This window comes from Neisseria sp. P0009.S007 (assembly GCF_051962515.1).
This window is the reverse complement of the sequence record NZ_JBQCVF010000045.1, coordinates 1-3485: the sequence shown is the minus strand read 5'-3', so window position 1 is coordinate 3485 and position 3485 is coordinate 1. Positions and strand designations below refer to the sequence as shown.

Here is a 3485-nt window from a genome sequence, read left to right as displayed (position 1 = left end):
AATTGCGGCGTTTTCATGGCTTGTGAGACATTGACATGATTACTGCTGACCAATTTGCTTTTGTTTTTCGGCGCAACATAACCTTTAGGTTTCCAGCCATCGGCAGGTACACGGATCGTAAACGCGCCGAACATCATCAACACCAAATAAAACAATCCTAAAACGACAAAAGCCTGCGCTACGCCAACTGAAGTTTCACTGGAGAAAAAATTCATCAGCGACACGGATAAAGGCGAGGCCAGCATCGCGCCACCACCAAAACCCATAATCGCCAAGCCTGTCGCCATACCCGGTTTATCGGGAAACCATTTCATCAAAGTCGATACAGGCCCGATATAGCCCAAGCCCAAACCAACCCCACCAATCACACCGTTACCCAAATAAAGCAAAAACAGATTGTGCGTATGAACGCCAATAGCCGACACAAAAAAGCCCAAACTAAAACAGCAGGCGGCAACAAACATCGCCTTACGCGGCCCAACGCGCTCCATCCATGTACCGAACATGGCCGCAGACGCGCCCAACATCGCCAAGGCAATACTGAAAATCCAACCGACCGTGGTCAGCTTCCAATCTCCTGCAGCCGACTCAGTAATACCGATAAGCTTGGTCAGCGGCGCATTAAACACGGAATAAGCGTATATCTGCCCGATGGCAAGATGCACGGCCAAAGCGGCAGGCGGTACCAGCCAACGATTAAAGCCGGGTTTGGCAATGGTCGCCTCACGGTCTAGAAATTTCATAAAATCCTCTTGTCTATGTGTGTCAAACGCTGATTCCATATCATGCGGAATCAGAAAATTGTTGACAATATTTTAGCATAATCTCCCGTTTATCCTTTTTTCTGCTCCATGATAATTTTGCGCATCAGACAGAAAAAACATTCATCTAAACCATTTCTTCACGCCAATATCGACAAAAAGGCCGAGACCTTTGCAAAAGTCTCAAGTTGACCGTATTGGCGGAAAAAATTCAAACGCGTAGTAAGGGCATTTTCAGGGAGTTGTTGAACAGTATGCATAAAATTCGGCAAATAATCGCAGTTCGGGGAAAGGATATTTGGGTGGCGCACCAAAATTACTACAAAATGACTTGCGTCTATTGGTAGGTGAATGCACTTTTATAAGAAATTTCCCCATCATAATAAATAATCCATGTAGAAATAAAATTTAAAGATTCTGGCTCATGCATAGATGTAATAAGTACTGAATGTTGCTTTTTTTCTATCCCATCAGCTATAGATGTAGCCCAGCTATTTTTATATTCTTCAATACCCCAATAGTCTATTGGAATATGTAATTCTTCTACATATTCACCTAAAGAGATTGAAGCCAAAATATGCATCCCATATCCATTATCAAAAGATGTACCTTTATCTTTAAAGAAAATACCAAACATTATTAATCCTTAATTCTTTTTAAATCCTTGTCATAAATAAATAGTTCCAATCTTATTCATATTTTTCATGGCGCTTATATACACATATATAATTATCAAAAGATAAATATTTAGGGTAATCAATCCTAACTAAATTCTCATCAATAGTATAATCCTCACCAAAATTAGAAATAATATCTGTACCAATTTTATAAATCTCTTCATTCCAATAGGTAGAGATATCTCCATCAATAACGATATAAATACTTATACAATTTTCATTGATTCTTACATAAACACCTCTAACCTCTTTGGTAATTTTACCTATCAAGGCATTTTGGGTAACAATTCTTAATCTTATAATGTCATTATTCATAGACTATTATTCCTTTGGTTTAGCCGGAACTACATGATATCCATTTTTACTATAATGAATAATCCCCATAGTTGTTGGGGTTTGATTTCCTGTAACAGGATCGATATAAATACCGATATTTTTATTGAAGTTCACCCTTTCTTTAGAACCAGGAAGCCCAATTTCAGTTTTTCCCACCTGCTGTCCAGTTCCTACATAACCTTTTAAAGAATCTAAACTTACAGTGATAAAGATGCAGTAAAAAGGCATAATGATAGCCCCATTTTTATAATTATTTATTTTAGGGGCAAAAAGATGAATATTTTATTACTAGACGGTAGAAAAGAGTTTGGTCATTCGCATGGTGAGTTGAACCATACGCTTCACAAAAAAGCGAAAGAAGTTTTGACCGCACTTGGACACAATGTACAAGAAACCGTGATTAATGCGGGCTATGATGTTGAAGCAGAAATCGAAAAATTCTTGTGGATGGATGCCGTGATTTGGCAAATGCCAGGCTGGTGGATGCACGAACCTTGGACAGTGAAAAAATACATAGACGAAGTATTAACTGCCGGACACGGCAAGCTTTACCACAGTGATGGCCGCCATCGTGTCAATCCGATAGAAGGCTACGGCACAGGTGGTTTGTTGCAAGGCAAAAAAACATGCTCTCGCTTACTTGGAATGCGCCGATTGAGGCCTTCACCCGAGAAGGCGATTTTTTCGAAGGCAAAGGCGTGGATGCGTTGTATATGCACTTCCACAAACTCAATGAGTTCATCGGTTTGACCCGTCTGCCGACATTCTTATGTAACGATGTGATTAAAAATCCACAAGTGGAACAATACTTAGCAGACTACCAAGCACACTTAGAAAAAGTATTCGGCTAATGGCAAAAAAGGTGGGTAAAATGCCCACTTTTTTATTATTGATGAATGGGTGTGATCATTGTAAATGAGCCACATCGTTAAGCTGCTCAATATGAAAACCGCTTTCACTATCATATTTCACAATACTGATTGAAGTATGCAACAATGACACGGATTTACCCTCATCACGATGGTTTTCCCAAGTCGCTCCGCCTAGTAAGGACAATAAAAGCCGCAGGGTATGACCATGCGATACCACTAAAATATTAGCGCCCGATTGATGTATCGTAAAGGGCGGCCATTGCACGTACTGCTAATTGTTCAAAGGTTTCAGGCCGTCTGAAAAATTTTCAGACGGCCTTTTCACTCATATCGTTTTATGCGGCGAAGCGTTTGGCAACTTCATCCCAGTTAACAATTTCCCAGAAACCTTTCAGGTAGTTAGGACGGCTGTTGCGGTAGTCGATGTAGTAGGCGTGTTCCCATACGTCGCAAGTCAACAGCGGAGTGTTTTCAGTAGTCAGCGGAGTACCTGCATTGGAAGTAGAAACCAGATCCAATTCACCGGCAGGTGTTTTCACCAACCATGCCCAACCGGAGCCGAAAGTACCGGCCGCGCAAGCATTGAACGCTTCTTGAAATTTCTCGAAGCTGCCCCATTTGGCGTCGATGGCTGCAGCCAATTCGCCGGCAGGTTTGCCTTGGCCTTTAGGGGTAAAGCCCAGCCAGTAGAAAGTGTGGTTCCAAGTTTGGGCAGCGTTGTTGAACATACCGCCGGAAGATTTTTTCACGATTTCTTCCAAAGGCATTTCTTCAAACTCAGTGCCTTTGATTTGATTGTTCAAATTGGTGATGTAAGTTTGATGGTGTTTGCCGTAGTG

At 41.3% G+C, this 3485-nt stretch carries 6 protein-coding genes and 1 pseudogene; 1 reads left to right on the top strand and 6 read right to left on the bottom strand.

Features of this window, described 5'->3' with window-relative positions; genetic code table 11:
- The 4 genes from ACTHS3_RS06000 to ACTHS3_RS05985 all read right to left on the bottom strand — a co-directional run.
- A partial coding sequence (locus ACTHS3_RS06000; protein WP_440367390.1) for an MFS transporter occupies positions 1-743 on the bottom strand: 743 nt, incomplete at its 3' end.
- A gap of 355 nt (positions 744-1098) precedes the next feature.
- On the bottom strand, positions 1099-1398 hold the full coding sequence (locus ACTHS3_RS05995; RefSeq protein WP_004519791.1) for a hypothetical protein: 300 nt from the start codon (positions 1396-1398) through the stop codon (positions 1099-1101).
- Positions 1399-1450: 52 nt separating this feature from the next.
- Positions 1451-1753: a hypothetical protein gene (locus tag ACTHS3_RS05990; protein ID WP_004519792.1), complete on the bottom strand. Its 303-nt coding sequence runs from the start codon at positions 1751-1753 to the stop codon at positions 1451-1453.
- 6 nt (positions 1754-1759) lie between these two features.
- On the bottom strand, positions 1760-2002 hold the full coding sequence (locus tag ACTHS3_RS05985) for a polymorphic toxin type 50 domain-containing protein (RefSeq protein ID WP_004519793.1): 243 nt from the start codon (positions 2000-2002) through the stop codon (positions 1760-1762).
- A 45-nt stretch (positions 2003-2047) separates the two neighbouring features.
- Here ACTHS3_RS05985 and ACTHS3_RS05980 point away from each other — a divergent pair.
- Positions 2048-2625, top strand: a pseudogene (locus ACTHS3_RS05980) (NAD(P)H-dependent oxidoreductase).
- Between the two features lie 55 nt (positions 2626-2680).
- Here the strand turns inward: ACTHS3_RS05980 and ACTHS3_RS05975 are convergent.
- Positions 2681-2863 carry a histidine phosphatase family protein gene (locus ACTHS3_RS05975; RefSeq protein ID WP_004519796.1) on the bottom strand — a complete coding sequence of 61 codons (183 nt, stop codon included), beginning with the start codon at positions 2861-2863 and terminating at the stop codon, positions 2681-2683.
- Between the two features lie 118 nt (positions 2864-2981).
- Positions 2982-3485 (bottom strand): superoxide dismutase (locus ACTHS3_RS05970; protein ID WP_440367387.1); only part of this gene is annotated, 504 nt, incomplete at its 5' end.